1 protein-coding gene is annotated in these 278 nt (G+C 52.9%); it reads right to left on the bottom strand.

The window, feature by feature from the left end:
• Positions 1 to 278, bottom strand: a 278-nt coding sequence (locus ACZ3HG_RS23455) for a type 2 periplasmic-binding domain-containing protein (RefSeq protein WP_465334738.1), incomplete at both ends; no start/stop codon positions are given.

Here is a 278-nt window from a genome sequence, read left to right as displayed (position 1 = left end):
CAGTCATCATCACCACGACGCACCAACGGCCCCAGCGGCTCTTTGGAGATCACTTCGGGCAGAACAATAAATTCGTCCGGTTTGCCCAGCTTAATGCGTAATGCGTAAAGCTGAGACTGGTCAGATGCCAGCGTATCGCAACGTCCGCTATCCAGCGCTTTAGCCGATTCATCAGAGCGGTCAAAGGTCACAGGCGTATATTGCATTTTGTTGGCTTTAAAGAAGTCCGCTACGTTCAGCTCGGTGTCGGTTCCCGCCTGAATACAGACAGTGGCACC

Source organism: Erwinia sp. PME.40.26/001 (assembly GCF_055556675.1).
This window is presented reverse-complemented; position numbering and strand designations above follow the sequence as displayed.